Annotated in this window: 17 protein-coding genes; 2 read left to right on the top strand and 15 right to left on the bottom strand. The window is 72.9% G+C overall.

The genetic code is table 11. The features are described 5' to 3' along the window. Positions 1 to 16 precede the first annotated feature (16 nt). Entirely contained in the window at positions 17 to 964 is a 948-nt protein-coding gene (locus ABT158_RS22065; protein WP_352356067.1) for a helix-turn-helix transcriptional regulator, read from the bottom strand. A gap of 82 nt (positions 965 to 1,046) precedes the next feature. Here ABT158_RS22065 and ABT158_RS22060 point away from each other — a divergent pair, with 82 nt between their 5' ends. Continuing rightward, a complete protein-coding gene (locus tag ABT158_RS22060; protein WP_352356065.1) occupies positions 1,047 to 1,754 on the top strand; it encodes an alpha/beta fold hydrolase in 708 nt (235 codons plus the stop codon). A gap of 34 nt (positions 1,755 to 1,788) precedes the next feature. Here the strand turns inward: ABT158_RS22060 and ABT158_RS22055 are convergent, their stop codons facing one another. Together ABT158_RS22055 and ABT158_RS22050 are read right to left on the bottom strand one after the other, a co-directional pair. Beyond that, positions 1,789 to 2,475, bottom strand: coding sequence for a response regulator transcription factor (locus ABT158_RS22055; protein ID WP_352356063.1), 687 nt, complete (start codon positions 2,473 to 2,475; stop codon positions 1,789 to 1,791). Positions 2,476 to 2,492: 17 nt separating this feature from the next. Further along, a complete protein-coding gene (locus ABT158_RS22050; RefSeq protein WP_352356061.1) occupies positions 2,493 to 3,719 on the bottom strand; it encodes a sensor histidine kinase in 1,227 nt (408 codons plus the stop codon). A 139-nt stretch (positions 3,720 to 3,858) separates the two neighbouring features. On the opposite strand from ABT158_RS22050, the gene ABT158_RS22045 reads away from it, so the two are divergent. Next, a complete protein-coding gene (locus tag ABT158_RS22045) occupies positions 3,859 to 5,406 on the top strand; it encodes an alpha/beta hydrolase (protein ID WP_352356059.1) in 1,548 nt (515 codons plus the stop codon). A gap of 97 nt (positions 5,407 to 5,503) precedes the next feature. Here the strand turns inward: ABT158_RS22045 and ABT158_RS22040 are convergent, their stop codons facing one another. From ABT158_RS22040 to ABT158_RS21985, 12 genes are all read right to left on the bottom strand, one after another. After that, positions 5,504 to 7,660: an alpha-L-fucosidase gene (locus tag ABT158_RS22040; RefSeq protein WP_352356057.1), complete on the bottom strand. Its 2,157-nt coding sequence runs from the start codon at positions 7,658 to 7,660 to the stop codon at positions 5,504 to 5,506. A 143-nt stretch (positions 7,661 to 7,803) separates the two neighbouring features. Then, positions 7,804 to 8,661 (bottom strand): GNAT family N-acetyltransferase, encoded by an 858-nt coding sequence (locus ABT158_RS22035; RefSeq protein WP_352356055.1) that lies wholly within the window; start codon positions 8,659 to 8,661, stop codon positions 7,804 to 7,806. Then, a complete protein-coding gene (locus ABT158_RS22030) occupies positions 8,658 to 9,632 on the bottom strand; it encodes a hydroxyacid dehydrogenase (protein ID WP_352356053.1) in 975 nt (324 codons plus the stop codon). Before ABT158_RS22030 ends, ABT158_RS22035 begins: the two co-directional genes overlap by 4 nt. After that, the gene (locus ABT158_RS22025) at positions 9,616 to 10,644 is read right to left on the bottom strand and encodes a dihydrodipicolinate synthase family protein (protein ID WP_352356051.1); all 1,029 of its coding nucleotides are present in this window, start codon (positions 10,642 to 10,644) and stop codon (positions 9,616 to 9,618) included. The genes ABT158_RS22030 and ABT158_RS22025 overlap by 17 nt, the downstream gene beginning before the upstream one ends. Then, the gene (locus tag ABT158_RS22020; protein ID WP_352356049.1) at positions 10,644 to 11,666 is read right to left on the bottom strand and encodes an NAD-dependent epimerase/dehydratase family protein; all 1,023 of its coding nucleotides are present in this window, start codon (positions 11,664 to 11,666) and stop codon (positions 10,644 to 10,646) included. The genes ABT158_RS22025 and ABT158_RS22020 overlap by 1 nt, the downstream gene beginning before the upstream one ends. Continuing rightward, on the bottom strand, positions 11,666 to 12,511 hold the full coding sequence (locus ABT158_RS22015) for a carbohydrate ABC transporter permease (RefSeq protein ID WP_352356047.1): 846 nt from the start codon (positions 12,509 to 12,511) through the stop codon (positions 11,666 to 11,668). The genes ABT158_RS22020 and ABT158_RS22015 overlap by 1 nt, the downstream gene beginning before the upstream one ends. Next, entirely contained in the window at positions 12,508 to 13,362 is an 855-nt protein-coding gene (locus tag ABT158_RS22010) for a carbohydrate ABC transporter permease (RefSeq protein ID WP_352356045.1), read from the bottom strand. Before ABT158_RS22010 ends, ABT158_RS22015 begins: the two co-directional genes overlap by 4 nt. Next, a complete protein-coding gene (locus ABT158_RS22005) occupies positions 13,362 to 14,585 on the bottom strand; it encodes an ABC transporter substrate-binding protein (protein WP_352356043.1) in 1,224 nt (407 codons plus the stop codon). Before ABT158_RS22005 ends, ABT158_RS22010 begins: the two co-directional genes overlap by 1 nt. A gap of 12 nt (positions 14,586 to 14,597) precedes the next feature. After that, positions 14,598 to 15,818, bottom strand: coding sequence for a Gfo/Idh/MocA family protein (locus ABT158_RS22000; protein WP_352356041.1), 1,221 nt, complete (start codon positions 15,816 to 15,818; stop codon positions 14,598 to 14,600). Continuing rightward, positions 15,819 to 17,885 (bottom strand): putative phage tail protein, encoded by a 2,067-nt coding sequence (locus ABT158_RS21995; protein ID WP_352356039.1) that lies wholly within the window; start codon positions 17,883 to 17,885, stop codon positions 15,819 to 15,821. It abuts the gene before it with no gap. A 12-nt stretch (positions 17,886 to 17,897) separates the two neighbouring features. Then, the gene (locus ABT158_RS21990) at positions 17,898 to 19,847 is read right to left on the bottom strand and encodes a putative phage tail protein (protein ID WP_352356037.1); all 1,950 of its coding nucleotides are present in this window, start codon (positions 19,845 to 19,847) and stop codon (positions 17,898 to 17,900) included. 176 nt (positions 19,848 to 20,023) lie between these two features. Then, positions 20,024 to 20,821 (bottom strand): IclR family transcriptional regulator, encoded by a 798-nt coding sequence (locus ABT158_RS21985; protein WP_352356035.1) that lies wholly within the window; start codon positions 20,819 to 20,821, stop codon positions 20,024 to 20,026. Positions 20,822 to 20,971: the final 150 nt, after the last annotated feature.

Genomic DNA, 20,971 nt, shown 5'->3' with positions numbered 1-20,971 from the left:
GAGCGGGCGTCCGGCCTCAATCGGGAGTCTGGTCGAGCAGTCCCTGGGCCAGCCGGCGGACGGCGGCGCGCAGCTCCGGCGGCGACCGGATCGTGAACGGGAAGCCGAGCCCGGCGAGCATGGCGGCCATGCCGTCCAGGGACTCGGCGCGCATCCGCAGCAGCACTCCGTCCGGCGTCTCGGTGAGCGTGGCGACCGACGGCGGGACGCGACGGGCCGCCTCCGCGAGGGGCACACGCAGGACGACCTCGACGAGGTGCGCGTACGGCACCCGGGCCAGCGACGCGGTGACCTGCCGCACCGGGTCGGACTCGGCGGGGATCTCGTAGGAGGCCGTCCCGGGGACGACGGAGGAGATCCGGTCGAGGCGGAAGGTGCGCAGCTCGCCGGACAGGTGGTCGAGGCCGGTCACGTACCAGCGGCCGGAGTGGAAGACCAGGCCGTGGCCGTCCAGTTCGCGTTCGGTGGTGGAGCCCTTCCAGGAGCGGTAGCCCAGCGTGACCCGGCGGCGGTCGCGGATCGCGGCGGCCAGGGTCAGCACGGCCCGGCTCGCGGGCGTCCGCGCGGCGCGGGCGGCGAGGGTGAAGTCGAGGGTCTCCTCCAGCGCGCCGGCCTGCTGCCGCAGCGTGTCCGGCAGCACCCGCCGGATCTTGGCCAGGGCGGCCTCGGTGGCCTCGGCGGCCAGGCCCAGGCGGCGTCCGGCGAGCAGGCCGAGGACCACGGCGGTGGCCTCGTCGTCGGTGAGCATCAGCGGCGGCAGCTTGTAGCCGGGCATCAGCCGGTAGCCGCCGTACCGGCCGCGCTCGGCGGCGACCGGGACGCCCAGGTCGGCGAGCCGGGCGGCGTAACGGCGGACGGTCCGTTCGTCCACGCCGAGCCGCTGGGCGAGGTCGCGGCCGCCCAGCACGTGGTGGGCCTGGAGCAGTTCGAGCATCGCCAGCATCCGGGTCGCCGGATATGACACAGGTCACCCTCTTTATCCGGGCGGGTTCTGTCCGCTTTCGGCTTTAGCGTAGCGACATCGGCTCACTTGGAAGGACGACGAGATGGCGAACTACGTGCTGGTGCCCGGATTCTGGCTCGGCGCCTGGGCCTGGGACGAGGTGGCGCACGAACTGCGCGCCGCCGGGCACCAGGTGCGGGCGGTCACCCTGACCGGGGTGGCGGAGCGGGCCGGCGAGCTGTCGCCGGAGGTCGGCGTGGAGACGCACGTCGCCGACATCCTGGCGGCGATGGACGGATGGGACGACGTCGTCCTGGTCGGGCACAGCGGGGCGAACGTCCCGGTGACCGCGGTCGCCGACCGGCATCCCGAGCGGCTCAGCCGGGTCGTCTACGTGGACGCCGGGCCGCTGCCGTCCGGGGCGGCGGTGATCGACTTCAACGACGAGGACACCCAGAAGGCCTGGCGCGCCCAGGTCGGGGACGGCCACGCGCTCGACGTGCCCGCCTACGAACAGGGGGCGGGCAAGTTCGCGGGCCTGACCGAGGAACGATGGGAGCAGATCCGCGCGAAGGCGACGCCCCAGCCGTGGGGCGCGGCCGTGCAGCCGGCGCAGCGGCCGGAGCGCATCCCGGCGACGCCGAAGACCCTGGTCGCCTCGACCATGCCGATGGCGGTGATCCGCGAGCTGATCGACTCGGGGAACCCGGCCTTCGCCGCGCTCGGCACGCCCGAGTGGACGTTCGCCGAGCTGCCGACCGGCCACTGGCCGATGTTCTCGCGGCCGGCCGAGCTCGCCGCGCTGCTCTGACGTCGCGCGGGCGGTCCCGCCGGAAGGGGTGGGGTCAGCGCGGGTTCCCGCGGACGGGGGCCTGCTCGGGCGGGCGCGGCGTGCCGTCCAGGTAGGCGAGGACGGCGCGGACCCGGCGGTGGCCGGAGTCGTCCGGGGCCAGGCCGAGCTTGGCGAAGACGTTGCCGATGTGCTTGTGGACGGCGTTGTCGGAGATGCGCATGCGCTCGGCGATGGTGGCGTTGTCGTGCCCCTGCGCCATGAGGGCCAGGGACTCCCGCTCGCGGGCGGTGAGGGCGGCGAGGGGGTCGTCGGCGCGGCGGGCGAAGAGCTGGGCGACCACTTCGGGGTCCATCGCGGTGCCGCCGGCCGCGACCCGCCGCAGGGCGTCGACGAACTCGGCCACCCGGCCGATGCGGTCCTTGAGCAGGTAGCCGATGCCGCCGCGGCCGTCGGCGAGCAGTTCGCCGGCGTACTCGCGCTCGACGTACTGCGAGAGCACCAGGATCGGCAGCGCGCCGTGGTCGCGGCGGGCCCGCAGCGCGGCGTGGATGCCCTCGTCGCGGAACGACGGCGGCAGCCGCACGTCCACGATGGCGATGTCGGGGCGGTGCTCGGCGACGGCGCGCAGGAACGCCTCGCCGTCGCCGACGACCGCGACGACCTCACACCCCCTGGCCGCCAGCAGCAGCCTCAGCCCACTGGCCAGCAGGACGTTGTCCTCGGCGATCACGACCCGCAAGGGACCTCCTTCGACGGTCACGACGCGCACGGCATCCGGACGGCGAGCGTGGTGGGGCCGCCCGGCGGGCTGTCGAGGCGCAGCGTGCCGTCGAGGGCGGCGACCCGCCGGCGGATCCCGGGGATCCCGGTGCCGCGCGTCTCGTCGGCGCCGCCCCGGCCGTCGTCGGTGACCTCGATGGACAGCACGTCGCCGGCCCGCTCGATCCGCAGGGACGCCCGGGTGGCGGCGGCGTGCTTGGTCACGTTCGTCAGCGCCTCGGCGATCACGTAGTAGGCCACCGTCTCCACGGACGGCGGCAGCGCGCCCAGGCCGGCGAGCTCGATGTGGACCGGCACGCTCGACCGGGCGGCCAGCGCCGTCAGCGCGCCGTCGAGCCCGCGGTCGGCGAGGATCGGCGGGTAGATCGTCTGGAGCACCGCGCGCAGCTCGGCCATCGCCTCCTCCGCCGTCTCGTGCGCCTCCTGGAGCAGCAGGGCGACCGTGTCCGGGTCGTCGGCGAGCGACTCGCGGGCCAGGCCGAGGTGCATGGCGATGGTCACCAGGCGGGCCTGCGTCCCGTCGTGCAGGTCGCGTTCGATGCGCTGGAGCTCGGCGCCGTGGGCGTCGACCACGCCGACCCGGCTCCTGGTCAGCACGTCGACCCGCTCGGTGAGCCGCTCGCGGGCCGACGGCGTGAGCAGCGCCAGGGACAGCCGGGCGTGCAGCCGGGCCAGCGCGGGCAGCCCCCACCAGGCCGCCGCGCCGAGGACGACGATCTGGGCCGACCCTCCGGCCAGCGCGGTCGCCCAATCGTCCACCGGGACGTCGAAGAACGAGAACAGCGTGGGACGGGCGTCCGCCGGGAACGCCTGCCACGCGACCATCGCCACCGCGGCGACCACGATGTTGCCCAGGCACAGCAGGGCGGCCAGCCCGAGCGGGAACCCGGTGGCGACGTGCGCGAGCGCCCAGGCGAGATCCCGCCGCCCGCCCGCCACCCCGCCCGCCGGGACGCCGAGCAGCCGCCCGGCCCGCCGGCGGTGCCAGGCCGCCCAGCCCCGCCCCGCCGCCGGCGCGAGCAGCACCGGGAGCGCGAGCGCCGTGGCCACGGCGGTGGCCAGCGTGCCCAGCAGGTAGGCCGACCCGGACGCCAGCCGGGCGACCGACCCGGACGACAGCCAGGACGTCGAACCGGAGAACAGCCGGGAGAGCGAGCCGGAGAACAGCCGGGAGAGCGAGCCGGGGAGAGCGCGGTCACGCATGCGCACCTCCTCCTGACCTGCGTACCGGGGGCACCAGTATCCCGTCACCGTCCGCGGCCGGACACTACAGCGGGCTGTACCAAGGGCGTGCGGCCGGCTGTATCGTGCCGGGCGTCCGGCCGGAATAGCGTCCCCGGCCATGAAACCGACTCGTGTGCGGCCGCTCGGCCGTCTGGTCCCGGCCATCGCGCTGACCGCCCTGATCGCCCTGTCCGTCGCCGTCGCGCCCCCGGCCGGAGCCGACGCCGGCGCGCCCGCGGCGACCGGCCGGAAACCCCCGGCGCTCGACTGGAAACGCTGCTCCCTGGGCCCGGACGACGCCGTCGGCAGGCAGCTCGACCAGGCGGGCGGGCGCTGCGCGGAGTTGGCCGTCCCGCTCGACCACTCCAGGCCGGGCGGCCGCGCCATCAAGCTCGCGCTGTCCCGCATCCCCGCGACCGACCGCGCCCATCGCATCGGCACCCTGGTGCTCAACAGCGGCGGCCCCGGCGAGAGCACGCTCGGCATGCCCCTGAAGACGCGCGCGGCCATGAAGGACGTCGCCGCCCGGTACGACGTCATCGGCCTGGACCCGCGCTTCGTCGGGCGCAGCACGCCGCTCGACTGCGGCTGGCCCATCGGCCTGTGGCTGCGCTCGGCCGGCTCGACCCGCGCCCGGTTCGACCACCAGGTGGCGGTGCAGCGCGACCTGGCCGAGCGCTGCGCCCAGCGGCACGCCGACGTGCTCCCGTACGCCAGCACCCGCGACACGGCCCGCGACATCGACCTCGTGCGCCGTGCCCTGGGGGAGCGCCGGATCTCCTTCCTCGGCTACTCCTACGGCAGCTACCTGGGCGCGGTCTACACGCAGATGTTCCCCGGCCGCACCGACCGGGTGGTCCTGGACAGCGCGGGCGATCCGGGCAAGTGGGGCCCCAGGGCCATGCAGGGCACCGAGGACGAGGCGGACCGCGCGCTGCGCGCCTGGGCGTCCTGGGCCGCCGGACGCCACGGCGTCTACGGGCTCGGCGCGACCACCGCCCGCGTGCTGGCCACCGTGGACACGATCGTCGCCGCCGCGGAGGAGCGTCCGCTGCGCGTCGGCGCGTACGAGGTGGACGACCAGGCGGTCCCGTACCTGCTCTCCGTCGGCTCCGCGAACGACCGTCCCGAGGCCCGCGCCGAGTTCGCCGCCACCGTCCGGACCCTGAACGAGGCCGCGCACGGCCGCCCGGCCGAACCCGGCGCCGAGCTCGCCGGATTCCTGGCGTTCGTCCTGACCGGCGCCGGTTCGCCGCTCGCCAGCCCGGCCGCCGCGATCACCTGCGGTGACCGGGCCGCGCCGGGCGACCCCGACGTCTACTGGGACGACGTCCAGCGCAGCCGGGCGCGTCACCCGCTCTTCGGCCCGGTCAAGAACAACATCTGGCCGTGCGCCTTCTGGCCGGACGAGCCGCGCGAGCCCCTCACGCACGTCGCCAACCCCACCCCCGCGCTGATCGTGTCGGCCACCGGCGACGCCGCCACCACCTACGAGGGCAGCAGGGCCATGCACCGGGCGCTGACCGGCTCCCGCCTGCTCACCCTGCGCGGCGCCATCGCCCACGGGATCTACGGCGAGTACGGCAACGCCTGCGTGGACGCCAAGGTCAACGCCTACCTGGCCACCGGCGCACTCCCCGCCGCCGACCAGACCTGCCGCCCCTGACCGTCCCGCCGACGGACAGGCGGGGCTCGGGCAGAACGGTGCTCCCCGCCCTCGGTCAGGAGGGCGGGGAGCGGGGCCTGGTGGTTCGCCGCCCGTGCTAGCGGCCTCTCACCCGTACCTCCGCCAGGGCGAGCGGGTCGGTGCCGGAGGAGAGCTGGATGCGCACGTGCCGGCCGGTGGTGCCGGCGGGCAGCTTGACCGTGCTGGGCCGGCCGGCCTGTTCCTGCACGTGCACGGCGGTCACGCCCGGCGTGGTGCGGGCCGCCTCCAGGCCGTCGGCGGTGATCGGCTGCTCGGAGGACATCACCCAGTAGTCCCGCAACCGTTCGGCGCAGCAGTCGGTGCGGTTCCAGATCTCCACGCTGTCCAGGCCGGCCGAGGCGCCCAGGTCGACCTGCCACCAGGCTTCCTTGGCGGGTTCCTGGGTGTGGGTGACCGAGCCGTTCCAGAAGCCGCCGTCGGTGTTGCCGTCCACGGCCCGCGCGGCCGGGGCGTCGTAGCCGGTGCTCTGCTGGGTGGCCGGCTTGCCCTGGGCCAGGTTCGGCAGCACCACCGAGACGGGGATCCGGTGCGCCGCGCGCAGCCGTCCGGACTTGAGCGTCGCCTGGATGCCGAGCGCGGCGGGCTCGGCCCCGGGCGGCACGGTCACCGTGACGGGCACCTCGGCGCTCGCCCCGGCGGCCAGGTGGCCGATGCGGGTGCTCGCCGGGGTGACCGTCCAGCCGTCGGGCGCGGCGAGGGTCAGCGAGGCCGCGCGCAGCGGCGTGGAGCCGGGGTTGGTGACGGTCACCTTGCCGGTGACGCTCTCACCGGCCTGCACGTGCTTGGGCAGGTCGGTGCCGAAGCGCGGCAGGGCCGTCACGCCGGGCGTCTCGATCTTGAACGAGTAGGCGTACTGCCCGGTCTCGGCGGGCGTGGTGACGACCACCCGGCCCTGCTCGTCGCGCTGCCACGGCAGCGGGCCGGCGTCGGAGCCGAGCAGCGTGATCCGCGTCCCGGGGCCCGCCGGCACGTCCGCGCCCAGCGTCAGCTGCTCGCCCGGCCACTTCAGCGCGGTCGCGTAGAGGACGCCGTCCTTGACGGTGTACCGGACGTCGTCCGGGCCGCCCTTCTCCTCGGCGCGCGTCCAGTACGTGGTGCCGTACATGGCCTCGCCGTTGACCTTCAGCCAGGAGCCCATGTCCAGCAGCCGTTCCCGCTGCACGTCGGGGATGGTGCCGTCGGCCTTCGGGCCCACGTCGAGCAGCAGGTTGCCGTTCTTGCTGACGATGTCCACGAAGGAGTCCACGAGCTGGTCGGAGGTCAGGTAGTCCTCGATGGGCTCGTTCTGGTTGTAGCCGTAGGAGTGCGCGATGCCGCGGCTGGCCTCCCACTTGACGGGGTCGATGTCCGGCTTGACGGAGTACTCGGGCGTCTGGAAGTCCAGCTCGTGGCTCTCCAGCGCGCCGCTCTCGATCTTGCACCGGTTGGCGACCGCGACTTCCTTGCCCTTCTGGGCCGCCTTGTTGTAGTAGTCGGCGATCACCCCCGCGGTCTGCCACTGGGCGGCCGAGCGGTCCCACTGGCCGTCGCACCACAGGATGTCGGGGTCGTAGCCGTCGATCAGCTCGCGCATCTGCGGGAGCATGTAGTCCTTGACGTAGTCGCCGCTCTGCGGGGCCCCGGTGTAGGGCACCGGCTGCCCGGTGTACGGGTTGGTCGCCGGGTGACCGGTGAACAGCGGGTTGTACCACTCCATGAGCGAGTAGTAGAAGCCCGCGCGCAGCTTCCCGTCGGCGCGGGCCGCGGTGAACAGCTCCTTGGCCAGGTCACGCTTCGGGCCCATCGCCATGGTGTCGCGTTCGCTCACCTTGCTGTCCCACAGGGCGACGCCCTCGTGGTGCTTGGAGGTGAGGACGAAGTACTTGGCCCCGGCGTCGTTGAAGAGCTTGACCCAGTCGGCGGCGTCGAACTTCTCGGCCTTCCACTGCTCGGCGAAGCGGTCGTAGTTGAAGTCCGGCCCGTAGGTGTCCCGGTGGTAGCTGTTGGTCGCGTTCCCGGGGGAGTTCATGTAGTACCAGTACCACTCGGCGTAACTGCCGCGCGGGCCCCAGGCCGGGACGGAGTACGCCCCCCAATGGAGGAAGATGCCGAACTTGTCGTTGTTGAACCACTTAGGGGTCGGGTGACTGTTCAGGGATTCGACGGTCGGCTCGTAGGGGCCGTCCGTGGCGGCCTGGGCGGGAGCGGGAAGACATCCGATGATACTGAGCATGGAGACGGCGAGAAGTCGACGTAAGCGGGCCATGTCCACTCCAAAGCGGGGGGAGAGATTGGAGGAAAGGTAGCCCGATCTTTGTTCTCTCGGCAAGGGCTGCGCGGAGATTCATCCGATGTCTGTCCGGGGAGACGCAGCCGTCAGAAGTAGTCCGCCGGCCAGTGGGCGGCGTTTTCCGCGCCCACCACGGGGCCCGGGTCGCCCAGGATCGCGCGGGCCATCCCCGTGCGGTCCCGCTCCCGGACGACGCCCGCGAACAGGTGCGGCAGCGCCGGCTCGTCCCAGGTCAGCCTGGCCCTGCCGGTACGGACGCCCCGGGCCGCCGCCTCGGCGGCCAGCGCGGAGAGCACCCCGGGCAGGTCCCCGGCCACCTCCAGCACGTCGAGGACGCCGCCGTCCCAGCGCACGGCGGCGTACCCGGCGTCCCCGGCCAGCAGCTCGACCGGGTCGCCGTACCAGATCGGCAGCCGGTCCCGCCAGTGCGCCTCGTCGCGCACGGCGGTCAGCGGACGCCGCGCGTTGTGCCGCTCGTACACCTCCCGCAGCACCGCCGCCTCGCCGGCGGGGATCCTGCGCAGCCCCCGCCCGGCCGGGCCGGTACGGCGCAACGGGCCGGACACGGTCCGCAGCTCGAAGCCGGTCCACTCCTTGTAGACCCCCGGCGTGCCGGTGAACAGCAACGACCAGGCGCAGCCGTCGGCCGCCATCGCCTCGGCCGCCAGCGCCAGCAGCCGCCGGACGTGCCCGCGCCCGCGGACCGACGGATGCGCGGCGACGTTGGCCACGCCGCCCGCCCGCACCTCGCCGCCCAGGCCGTCGTGGAGCCGGCGCGGCAGGTAGTACACGCAGGCCGACACGTCGCCGGTCACGAACGTCCGGCCGTACCGGCCGGGGTCGGTCTCGTACAGGGGCACCACGTGCGGGGCGTCGAAGCAGGCGGCCCACAGCGCGTAGAGCGCCTCCCGGTCGCCAGGACGGGCGGTGCGCAGGGACGTCATCCCATCCTCCCCAGCAGCTCCGGCGTCACCTCGTGCGCCAGCGGGACGCCGCCGGCGTACCGGGCGATCTCCTCGACCACCACCCGGCCCTGGCGGGCCCGTCCCGAATCGGTGCCGGCCGCCTGGTGCGGGGTGAGCAGCACGTTCGGCAGCGCGCGGAACGGGTGCCCGACCGGCAGCGGCTCCTCGTCGAAGACGTCGATCGCCGCGTCCAGCCGTCCCGAACGCAGCTCGGCCAGCAGGGCGGCCTCGTCCACCAGCCAGGACCTGGCGGTGTTGACCAGCCCGGCGCCGTCGGGCATCAGCGCCAGCTCCCGCGCCCCGAGCAGGTGGCGCGTCTCCGGCAGCGCCGGGGCGTGCACGGCCACGATCCGGCTGGTGGACAGCAGCTCGTCCAGCTCCACGGCGCCCTCGTGGTACGGGTCGGCGACGGTGACCTCGGCGCCGAGCGCGCGGACGAGGCCGAGGTAGGCCCGGCCGGTCCTGGAGGCGCCGATGACGCCGATCGGGCAGCCGAGGATCTCCCGCCTGGCCGGCGCCCGCTCGGCCGCCTCCCACGGCCGGCCGCCGCGCAGGGCGTGGTCGAAGCGGTGCACCTGGTGCAGCAGCGCCAGCGTGAACGTCAGCGCCACCTCGGCCACCGACCGGGCCATGGCCGCGCCCGCCTGCGTCACCCGGACGCCCCGCGCCCACAGCTCGGCGGTGACGAACGGCTTGACCGTCGCCCCGGTGTGCGCGACCAGCCGCAGCCCCGGCGCCCGGTCGAGCAGCTCGGCGGTCAGCGGCGGCACGCCCCACGAGGTCACCAGCACCTCGGTGCCGGGCAGCGCCTCGGGCAGCGCGCGGTGGTCGTCGAGCAGCCGCACGTCCCCCAGGGCCAGCAGGGCGGCGGGGTCGGGGAAGAACTGCGCGCGCAGCGGCGGCGGGACGCTGACCAGGACGCGCACGGCGGAGTCAGCCGAGCCAGGCATCGCGGTGCTCCGCCACGAAGTCGTCGTCGGTCAGCCACGGGTAGGCGGCGCTGACCCGGGTCAGCTCCTCGGCCTGGCCGGGGGAGAGGCCCTCGGCCGGGTCGAGGCACCAGGTGCCGGCCAGCAGGCCCTGCCTGCGCAGCACCTCGTGCACGCCGGCGATGCAGCCGGCGAAGGCGTTGGCGCTGTCGAAGACGGCGGAGTTGGCGTCGGTGAGCGCCGTGGCCCGGCCCCACCACCGCGCCGGGTCGTCGCGCAGGCCGTCGACCATCTCCACCGCCGCCCGCGTCCACACCGCCCACTGGCCGAGCAGGCCGCCGGCGAAGCGCAGGCCGCCGGGCAGCTCGGCCAGCAGGTCGCCGATGATGTGGTCGTCGTTGCCCGTGTAGAGGGTGACCTGGTCGGCCCTGTCGGAGGCGGCCACGCCGTGCGCCACGTCCAGCGAGCGGTAGCGGTCGAACGCCGCCACCTTCACCGCGACCGTGGAGGGCTGGTCGGCCAGGGCCCGCCAGAAGCCGCGCGACAACACCGGCCCGCCGATCGCCGCCTGGAGGTAGAAGCCGACGACCGGCAGCACCTCGCCCACGGCCCGCGCCCGCGCCAGCAGGTCGTCCTCGGAGGCGCCGGGCACGACCGGCGAGAGCAGCACGGCGTCGTACCCGAGCGAGGCGGCCAGCTCGGCCTCGGCCACCGCCTGCGCGGTCGGCCCGCACGCCCCGGCCACCAGCACCGGTGGCTCCCCGGCGGACTCCCGGGCGGACTCCCGGGCGGACTCACGGGCCACGTCGGCGGCCAGCCGGAGGACCGGCTCCAGCAGCCCGGCCCCGCGGATCTCGAACTGGGTCGTGTGCACGCCCACGGCCAGGCCGCCGGCTCCCGCCGCCAGGTAGTACCGGGTGAGCGCGGCCTGGCGGCGCTCGTCCAGCGTCCGGTCCGCGGTGAGCGCCAGCGGGTGGGCGGGGATGACGGCCCCCGCCCGCAGGCGCGACAGCGCGGGATTCGGCGTGGGCATCAGAATCTCCCGTCTCGTACGGCGAACTTGGTGGGCTTGCCCGACGTCGGCAGCCCCGCGGCCAGCCAGTCGGCCTGCCAGTCGACCAGCGTGCCCAGCGGCACGTGCGGGTAGCCGAACAGGCGGTGGCAGAGCGTGGCGTCGTTGAGCAGCGCCGTCGCGGCCTCCGCGCCCTCGAAGGACACCGGCGTGCCGAGGCGCGCGCCGAAGGCGGCGGCCACCCGGCGCACCGAGGCGGTCTCGGGGCCGGTCAGGTTCAGCGTGAACGGCGTGCCCGCCGTCGCGTGGCCCAGCGAGCGCAGCACGACCTCGTTGGCGTAGCCCTGCCACACCACGTTGACGTGCCCGGTCGTCACGTCCACCGGAGCGCCGGACAGCACCCGCTGCCCGATGTCGGCCAGCACGCCGTACCGCAGGTCCACGGCGTAGTTGAGGCGGACGATCGTCACCGCCGTGCCGCGGGCGGCGGCCGCGTGCTCGAAGACGCGCTCGCGGCCGAGGCAGCTCATCGCGTACTCGCCCACCGGCCCGACCGGGTCGCCCTCGACGCTGCCGCCGGACGACAGCGGCACCAGCGGGTAGACGTTGCCCGTGGACAGCGCCGCGACGCGCGCACCGCCGTACCGCTCGGCGACGCGGGCGGGCAGGGCCGCGTTGACGACCCAGGCCAGGTACGGCGCGGCGGACGTGCCGAACTTCGCCCCGACCATGAAGACCACGTCCGCGGCGTCGGGCAGCGTGCCCAGGTCGCCGTCGAGCAGGTCGAAGGGGACGACGTCCACGCCGTGCGCGGCGAGGGCGCCGGCCGCCGCCCGGTCGGACCACCGGGAGACGGCGAAGACGCGGTCGGCGCCGCGACCGGCGGCGTCCAGGCCGCGCCGGGCCAGGCGGCACAACGTGGGCCCCATCTTGCCCCCGGCGCCCAGCACGACCAGGTCGCCGGAGCCGGCGGCGAGGTCGGCGACGAGCGACTCGGACGGGCGGGTGAGGTGCTCTTCCAGATCGTCGACGGAGGTGAACATCAACCCTTGATCCCCGACATCGTGACTCCTTCGGTGAAATAACGCTGGCCGACCAGGTAGGCGGCGAAGATCGGTACGAACGCGACCGTGGCCCCGGCCAGCACGACGCTGAGCGGCACGTTCTCCGTCTGCAGGGAGGCGATGCCCACGGTCAGGGTGCGCATGTCGGCGCCGCCGCCGATGATGAGCGGCCACAGCAGGTCGTTCCAGTGCCACAGGAAGACGAAGACGCCCAGCGTGGCCAGGATCGGCTTGCACAACGGCAGGACGATCCTGATGAAGATCCGCCATTCGGAGGCGCCGTCGAGCCGGGCCGCCTCGAACAGCTCGTCCGGCAGGCCCATGATGAACTGCCGCATGAGGAAGACCGCCTGCGCGTTGGCGAGCGTCGGCAGGATCAGCCCCCAGTACGTGTCCACCCCGCCCAGCTCGGCGATGAGCATGAACGTCGGGATGAGCGTCACGTGGTAGGGCACCATGACCATGGCCAGAAACGACCAGAACATGGGCTCGCGGCCGGGGAACCGTTTCTTGGCGAAGGCGTATCCGGCCAGCGAAGCCAGCAGCAGCACGGCCACCACGCTGACCACGGAGTAGATCAGCGTGTTGACCGTCCAGGTGACCAGGTCGCGGCCGCCCAGCACCTCGCCGTAGGCGCTGAAGTCGACCGGCCAGGGCAGCATGCTCTCCGGGAACGTCACGGCCGTGCCCGGCTTCAGCGACAGCACGACCATCGCGTAGAACGGGAACAGCGTGACCGGCGTGGCGACGGCCAGCAGGACGAACCTGGCCACCTTCCCTGCCCTGGTCGGCTCCAGCGCCTTGTACGAGCGGTATGTCGTCACTTCGACCTCCCGATGATCAGACGCTGGACCAGCGCGACCACGAGGGTCATGACGAACAGCGCGACGCCGATGGCGCTGGCGTAGCCGAAGTCGAAGTTCTTGAACGCCTGCTCGTACAGGGCCATGACCAGCGTGAAGCTGCCGTGCGCCGGGCCGCCGCCGGTCATCACGTAGACCAGGTCGAACACCTGGAAGGAGTTCGTCGTCTCGATCACGGCGACGAAGAACAGCGCGGGGCGCAGCTGCGGGGCCACGATGTAGCGGAACCGCTGCCAGGTGGAGGCGCCGTCGGTGAGCGCCGCCTCCTCCAGCTCCCGCGGCAGGTCCTGCAGCCGGGCCAGCACGATCAGCATGCCGTACCCGAACCTGGACCAGACCGAGACGATCACCAGGGCCGGGATGACCAGCGTGGTCGAGGCCAGCCAGGACTGCCCGGTGAGCTTGGTGATCGGCCCCTCGGAGGAGAACAGCCAGGTGAAGACCGTCCCGGCCAGGACCAGGCTGGTGACGACGGGCAGGAAGAAGACCGAGCGGAAGAAGGCCGCCCCGCGGAAGGCGCGGCGCACCAGCAGCGCCATGCCCACCGAGGCGGCCATCGACGCCGGCACGTACAGGATCGTGTAGATCAGCGTGATGCGCAGCGACTCCCAGAAGACGGGGTCGGCGGCCATCCGCCGGTAGTTGTCCACGCCGGTCCACTCCGGGCTGGCGCCGATGGAGGAGTCGAAGAACCCCAGCAGCACCCCGGCGACGGACGGGCCGAACCGGAACAGCAGGAAGAGCAGGAGGCACGGCAGGACGAACAGCAGTCCGGTCCGCGCCTCCCACCGCCTGACGTCGATCGCCGCCATCAGCCACCCAGCAGCGCGTCCGCGGCCTTGGCCGCGTCGGCGAGCGCCTGCTCGGGCGTCTTCTTGCCGATCAGCGCGGCCTGGATCTCGGGAGCCAGGACGCCCATCACGTCACGCGCCTTCTCGTGCAGCGGCCCGGCCGTGGTCAGGTCGAGCGCCTTCTCCACCTCGGCCTGCACCGGGTCGGCCGCGTACAGCGAGCCGGTGGACTTGCGCGGGGAGAAGTAGCCCGAGGCCAGGTCGTAGGCCTTGCTCGGGGCGGCGCCGGTGGCGAAGCCGATCCACTTGCCCGCCGCCTCCTTGTGGTCGGACGCCTTGAGCAGGGCCAGCGAGCCGACCGTGCCGTAGGCGACCTGCTTGGCGTCGGTCAGCGGCGGCAGGACCTTGATGTTCTCCTTGCCCCAGAACGACTCGACGTCGGCGGGCAGCTGCTGCCAGGTGCAGGCCACCTTGTTCTGCGCGGTCCTGGTCTGCTCGAACTTGGGCAGACCGGTCAGCAGGTCCTTCTCCACGTAGCCGCCGTCGGCCAGCTTCTTCAGGAAGGTCAGCGCCTTGACGCCCTCGGCGCCGCCGAAGGCCGCCGACTTGCCGTCGGGGCTGAACACGTCGCCGCCCGCCTGCCACAGCAGCGGGTAGAACGACTGGTTGAGGGTGGCGGCGGGGTCGGCCCAGTAGTTGGTGACGTCGACGTCCTTGGCCTTGAACTTCGGGGCAAGGGCGAGCACGTCGTCCCAGGTCTTGGGGAACTCGGTGACGCCGGCGGCGTCGAACGCCTTCTGGTTGCAGACCAGCGGGTTGGCCGACATGAGGATCGGCGCGCCCATGACCTTGCCGTCGATGGTGACCGACTTCAGGGCGTTGTCGCGGTAGTCGGCCTTGTCGGCGAGGTAGGCGTCCACCGGCTCCAGCGTCCTGGCGTACTTGGGGAGCTGGTCGGGGATGAGGTAGACCACGTCGGGTGCCTTGTTGCCGGCGATCGCCGTGGACAGCGCCTCGTCGCGCTTGGCCCACGGGTAGATCTCGACCTTGACGTCGATGTTCGGGTTGGCCGCCTCGAACGCCTTGGTCTGCTCGTCCCAGAACGCCTGGTGCTTGGGCTGGTCGGCGATGTTCGGGTAGATCCACATGGTCACGGTCTGCTTCTCGTCGCCTCCGGAGCCGCCGCCGCAGGCGGTCAGCGTGCCGAGGGCGGCCGCAGCGGCGGCCAGCGCGCGCAGTCGCATGATGGTTCCTTCCTAGAATGCGGGCACGGTGACGACCGTGCCGCTGTGCCGGGCCTTCTCGGCGGCGAAGACCGCGAGGTGGCTGTGGAGCGACTCGGTGGGGCCCGAGCGCACGTGTGCGGGGTCGCCGGTGGCCAGCGCGGTGACGAAGGCGTCCATCACGCCGTCGTCGCCGCCGCCGTGGCCGTCGCCGGCGTTCGAGCCGGTCTCGGCGACGCCGCGGCGGCTGCTGCGGCCGTCGCGGAAGTCGAGGACCTCGACCGACTCGCCGTCGCCGATCAGCCGCCCGTGGGTGCCGAAGATCCTGGTCTGGCGGTGGGTCTGCTCGGTGAAGGCGGTCATGGTGAAGGTCGCGGTCGCGCCGCCGGTCAGCTGCATGGCGAGCACCTGGTGGTCGACCACGTCGTTGTCGCAGGCGTAGACGCACCTGCCGTACGGGCCGGTGCGCAGGGCGTCCATGACCTGCTCCTCGTTCTCGCCGAGGACGCTGGTCGGCCAGTCGTAGCCGCGGTCCAGGTACAGGCGGGGAGCCGAGTACGGGCACCGGGGCTCCAGGACGCAGTCGAGGCAGCGGTCGGCGGCCTGCTCCGGGCGCCGCTCGGGCCTGAAGTGGCCGAGCGAGCCGAAGCTGGCGACCTGCTCGATCCTGAGCCCGGTGACGTAGGTCAGCCAGTCGAGGTCGTGGGAGGACTTGGCCAGCAGCATCGGGCTGGCCAGGCGCTCGCTGCGCCAGGGGCCGCGCACGTAGGAGTGCGCCTGGTGCCACCAGCCGACCGGCTCCAGGTGCTCGACGCTCATGACCTCGCCGAGCACGCCGCTGTCCACGGTCTCCTTCACCAGCGCGGTGTAGGGCGTGTAGCGCAGCACGTGGCAGACGGCGAGTAGCACGCCGGTCTCGCCGACGGCCGAGACGATCTCGCGGCACTCCTCCTCGGTCGGCGCCATGGGCTTCTCGACGAGCAGCGCGTAGCCCGCCCGCGCCAGGGCGATGGCGGGCTCGACGTGCAGGCGGTCCTGGGTGGCCAGGACGACGGCGTCGGCCACCCGCTCGCGCAGCAGGTCGCGCCAGTCGCCGAACTCGCGCACGCCTGGGCCGGCCAGCTTGGCCCGGCGGGCGGGGTCGGGGTCGGCCACGGCGACCAGCTCCGCGCGATCGGGGTGCGCGGCGATCCAGGAGGCGTAGGTCTGCCCCCGGTTGCCCGCTCCCGCGACCGCCAGCGTTATTTTTCGCACCTAAATCACCAGATTTCCTGATGTGAGGACCTTCGGGCCGTCGGCCGGCAGCTCCCTGGCGACGCCCTCCTCGACGTTGCCCGTGTGCTGGACCACCTCGAAGGCCTTGATCGACAGGCGGCCGCCGCCGAACTGGCAGCCGGTCGCCGCGTAGCGGTTCCGGCCGGAGTCGAGCTGCACGTGGGCTCCGGCGTTCTGGCTGCGGACCCCGGCCAGCTGCCAGGAGACCAGCCCGGCGGCCTCCACCCGCGACAGCCCGGCCTCGGCCAGCTCCGTGCCGCCGTCGAGGCGGATGCGCTGGTCGGCCTTGCCGGCGGCGGCCAGGCCCACGTTCTTCACCGTGCAGCCGGTCAGCGCCACCGAACCGGCCAGGACCAGCGGGGCCGCGCCCTCGGCGCCGTTCAGCGTCGAGCCGGACAGGCGCAGGTCGGCGCCGTTGAAGGCGTTGCCGTTCAGGCCGTGGAACGTGGTGCGGCTGACGTGCAGCGGCGCGGTCACGTTCGCCTGGACGATCTCGCTCTTGGCCGGGACGTTGAAGACGCAGCCCTCGATCAGGTTGGGCCGCCGCGACACCTTCGACTGCTGGGAGACGATCAGCGTGTGGCTGGCCGAGCAGCCGCGCATCTGCAGGCCGTCGGCGTTGACCCAGATCATGCCCGAGCCCTCCAGCGACGGCTTGCCGATGACCTGGAGGTCCTCCAGCGTCAGGTCGGTGACCTTCACCCGGGCCACGAACCACGAGCAGACGTGCTTGCGCACCGTGATCCGCTTGGCCGCCGAGCCCCAGGCCGCGCCGGAGTTGGCGAAGGTCATCAGGCCGGAGTTGCCGGTGTAGGTCAGGTCGTGCTCGTACTGGCCGTGGGTGACGAACGGGCCCTGGTCGTCGCCGTCGCCGTGGCAGTTCTCCACGTAGCAGTAGGCGCTGGCGGTGAAGTCGTTCAGGTGGCGGGCGTTGGCCGTGTGGCAGTCGCGGACGTGGCCGTACAAACAGTAGATCTGCTGGGTCAGGTAGCCCGCCCCGCCCCACGTCACGCTGGCGGGGTTCTTCAGCGTGCAGCGCTCGGTGCGGAAGTGGGTGGCCCAGCGCCGCATGATCAGCGGCCAGAACGTGCCCGTGCCGTGGATGCCCTCGACGTCGCAGTGGACGGCGTACTCGTAGGCCAGCGGGTGCGAGCCGGTGTACTGGTCGCCGTCCGCGACGCCCTCGAAGCGCAGGTTGCGCACGTGCACGCGCTCGACCGGCTCGACCAGGGTCCAGGTGATCGTGCGGCCGGCGGCCAGCTCCCAGCCGTTCTTGTAGTTGACCCGGATGTGCGTGCCGTCGACGATCTGGGTGATCTCGACCAGCTTCTGCAGCTCGCGCTCCCAGCGGCCGGACAGCGCGTTGACCTCGGCGCTCCACCACTGCCCGACCTTGAAGGCGGCGGAGTCGGCGACCTCGAAGACGTCCGACAGGTCGGGCACCGGGGCGCTCAGCTTGTGGCTGACCGTGGTGGCGGTGACCTTGCCGCGGAAGAACAGCACCGCCGCGAACGGGTCGTCCTGGCCCGCCTTCTCGATGCCGACGGTGCGCATCGTGTGGCCGCCGAAGTCGAGCACCAGGTCCGAGCGCTGGAACTTGTGGCGCTTGACGAAGTTGAGGTCGGTGTGGGCCTCGATCCTGGAGACGGCCGGGTCGCCGACCATGGCCTCCAGCGCGGCGTCGGCGGGGGTCTTGTCGTCGAAGACGCCGAAGGCGCGGAAGTCGAGGCAGCCGTCGTGCAGCTGGATCCAGCGGCCCTGGGGCGCGGAGCCGAGCACGGTGCCGCCGTTGGCGGGCGTGGTGGCGGCGGCGTCCCAGCGGACGAGCTTGCCGCCGCCGTCGCCCGGCTTGAGATAGCCCGCGACCTGCGCCAGCGTGCCGTCCGCCAGTTTCGCGGCCTCGAAGGCGAGCAGCTCGGCCACGGTGGCGACCGCCTGCACCTCGTCCTTGGGCTTCTTGTCCGGCTCGGCGAGCGCGGGCCTGGCCATCAGGACGGTGCCGACAGCCGCTAAACCGGTGACGCGCAGGATGTCACGACGTTCCATGGGGGTGGTTCCTTACAGTGCGAGGGTGTCGGCGATGAGGACGCGGGGGCCGGCGGGCGGGAAGGCGCGCTCGACGCCCTCCTCGGTGCAGCCGGTGTGCACCAGGACGGTGGCGGCGGTCAGGTCGAGCCGGCCGCCGGTGAACCGGGAGCCGCTGGCGCGCCAGCGGTTGTCGCCGGTGGCCGGCTCGACGCGGGTGTCGGTGGCCGTGCAGGCGGCCAGTTCCCAGGTCAGGACGCCCGGACCGGCGGCCCGGCCGAGCGCGGCGTGCTCCAGCGTGACGCCCTCCAGGCGCAGCCGCTGGTCGCGCACGGCGCTCAGCTCGACGCGCACGCCGTCGAGCCGGCCGCCGCTGATCACGACGTCGGCCGAGCCCACCGAGACCTTGCCCGATCCGCTCAGGACGCAGCCGGTGAAGCGCAGCGGGCCGGAGCCGCGCAGGGTGGCGCCGTCGAGCCCGGTGACGGCGCAGTCCTTGAAGTGCAGCGCGTTGCTCACCGGCGTCTGCACCAGCACCTGGTCCTTCGGCAGGTCGAAGGAGCAGCCCTCGATGACGTTGGGCCGGCCGGAGCGGTTGGACCGCTGGCCGATCGCGACGGTCTTGGCCGAGCAGCCGCGCATGTGCAGGCCGTCGGCGTTCACCTGGAGCGTTCCCGCCGGGTCGAACGTCGAGCGCGGGATCACCCGGACGTCCTCCAGCGTCAGGTCGGTGATCTTCGTGCCGGCGACGAACCACGAGCACAGGTGCTTGCGCACGGTGATGCGCTTGGCGCTGGTGCCCCAGAGCGCGCCGCTGTTGGCGATGTCCATGAGGCCGGAGTTACCGGTGAAGACCAGGTCGTGCTCGTACTGGCCGTGGGTGGTGAAGGGGTTGCCGCCCTCGTCGTCGCCGTCGCCGTGGCAGTTCTCGACCGTGCAGTAGGCGCTGGCGGTGAAGTCGTTGAGATGGCGGACGTTGGAGGTGGTGCAGTCGGCGACGTGGCCGTACAGGCAGTAGATCTGCTGGGTCAGGTAGCCGGCTCCGCCGTACATGACGGTCGGGGGGTTCTTCAGGCTGCAGCGCTCGGTGCGGAAGTGGGTGCACCAGCGTCGCATGATCACCGGCCAGAAGCTGCCGGTGGCGTGCACGTCCTCGACGTCGCAGTGGACGGCGTACTCGTAGGCGATCGGGTGCGAGCCGGTGTACTCGTCGCCGCCCGGCGCCGCCTCGAAGCGCAGGCCGCGCACGTGCACGCGCTCGACCGGCCGGACCAGCGTCCAGGTCAGCGTACGGCCGGCGGCCAGCTCCCAGCCGTTCTTGTAGTTGACCCGGACGTGCCGGCCGTCGACGACCTGGGTGATCTGGACCAGGCGCTGGAGCTCGCGTTCGTACGTGCCGGCCAGCGCGTCGACCTCCACGGCCCACCACTGGCCGACCTGGAACCGCCGGGAGTCGACCTCGAAGACGTCGGCCAGGTCGGGGAGCGTGGCCGTGAGCGTGCCGGTGACGGTGGTCCCGGTCCGCTCGCCCTGGAAGAACAGGACCGCGCCGAAGGGGTTGTCGTGGGAGTTCTTCTCGATGCCGGCGGTGGTCATGGTGTGGCCGCCGAAGTCGAGCACCAGGTCCGAGCGCCGGAAGGTGTGGCGCTTGACGAAGTTGAGGTCGGTGCGGGCCTCGATCCTGGAGACGGCCGGGTCGCCGACCATGGCCTCCAGCGCGGCGTCGGCGGGCGTCTTGTCGTCGAAGACGCCGAAGGCGCGGAAGTCGAGGCAGCCGTCGTGCAGCTGGATCCAGCGGCCCTGGGGCGCGGAGCCGAGCACGGTGCCGCCGTTGGCGGGCGTGGTGGCGGCGGCGTCCCAGCGGACGAGCTTGCCACCGCCGTCACCGGCGCGGTGATAGCCCGCGACACGCAGCAGCGTGCCGTCGGCGAGTCGGGAGGCGTCGAGCGCGAGAAGGCGCGCGACGTCGGCTACATGGTTCATGGGGGGAGGCCTTCGGGAGCGGGGTGATGGGAAGGCCGGGCGACGTGCGAAGGCGGGCAGGCGGCGGTGCTGCGGCCCAGACGTCCGGCGCCGGGGGCCGCGGCGCTCGGAGTCGGATCTTCGCCCGAAACGATTGGCGAGGACGCTAGACAGTGGATGAGGCATCTGTCAAGCCGTCACGTGGCATGCCCGAGATGCTGGGAGATCATCGCCGCCGTCTCTCTCACCTCCCGGCCGAGCTCCTGGTAGCGCCAGGCGGGCAGGTCGCGCTTGAGCGAGGTGATGCTGATCGCGCCGACGCAGGCGCCGGTGTGGTCGCGCAGCGCGCTGCCGATGCAGAAGATGCCGTCGGCGTCCTCCTCGTCGTCGACCGCGTAGCCGAGCTCCCTGACCGTCTTCAGGTGGGCCAGCAGCACCGGCAGCTCGGTGATCGTGTTGCCGGTGCGGCGCGGCAGGCCGACGTGGCCGACGACCCTGGCGACCTCCTCGTCGTCCATCTCGGCCAGCAGCGCCTTGCCCAGCCCGGTGCAGTGGGGCAGCTCCCTGGTGCCCATCCGCAGGTCGACCTGGATGCGCTCGCCGTTGCTCACCTGGTCGACGACGACGGCCTGGCCGGCCTCGGGCACCGCGAGCCTGGAGTTCATCCCGGTGCGTTCGGTGAGCGCGACCAGCGCGGGGCGGGCCACGTCGCGCAGCGAGAGCTGCTCCTGGGCCCTGGCGCCCAGCCTGGACAGCGCCATGCCCAGCCGGTAGCGGCGGTTCATGCCCTCGCCGTCGTCGGCGACCAGGCTGTAGCCGCGCAGCGTGTAGAGGGTGGCGAAGGCGGCGCTCTTGCTCAGCCCGCAGGCCGCGGCGACCTCGGTCACGCTCATGCCGCCACCCGGCCCCACGCGGGACAGGACCTCCAGCACCTCGGCGGCGCGGGCGACGCTGCGGACCCAATATCGCGATTCCTCAGCAGCAGTGTTCGTCACAGCCGAACAGCTTAGCGGAATTCATCGTTGACCCCCACCCAATCTCGTGTTTCAATCTCCCTCGTCTGTTCGGTATTGCCAAACACTGTTCGGAATTTGTGGCGGACGACCAGCGCTTCCCAGGCCGGGCCGGGCCGGGAGGCGCGTCGG

This window comes from Nonomuraea sp. NPDC001636, from assembly GCF_040298265.1.
GTDB lineage: Bacteria > Actinomycetota > Actinomycetes > Streptosporangiales > Streptosporangiaceae > Nonomuraea.
This window is presented reverse-complemented; position numbering and strand designations above follow the sequence as displayed.